The following is a 374-nucleotide window of genomic DNA, read 5'->3' on the forward strand; positions in this document are numbered from 1 at the left end:
TGCGCCGTCATCGGCAACCGCAGTTTCCACCGCGACGCCAACATCGTTACCCAGCTTGCCCTTGCCCTGCAAAAAGGCCTGAACAAAGGCGGCATGAAATCTTGCGGCAAACACTTCCCCGGCCACGGCTTTGTCGAAGGTGACAGCCATCACGTCCTGCCTTGCGACGAACGCAGCCGCGAAGCGCTAGAAGCTGCCGACCTTATCCCCTTCCGCGCACTGAGCCAAGCAGGAATGGCCGCAGTCATGCCTGCCCACGTCGTGTACCCACAAACCGACAGCCAACCTGCCGGCTTTTCCGAAAAATGGCTGAAACAAATCCTGCGCCAAGAAATCGGATTTAACGGCGTTATCTTTTCAGACGACCTGACCAT

At 57.5% G+C, this 374-nt stretch carries 1 protein-coding gene; it reads left to right on the top strand.

Annotation, left to right across the window (positions count from 1 at the left end):
• On the top strand, nt 1–374 hold a 374-nt coding region (locus tag ACTHSP_RS22680), incomplete at both ends, for a glycoside hydrolase family 3 N-terminal domain-containing protein (protein ID WP_440347089.1).

This window comes from Neisseria sp. P0001.S005, assembly GCF_051963715.1.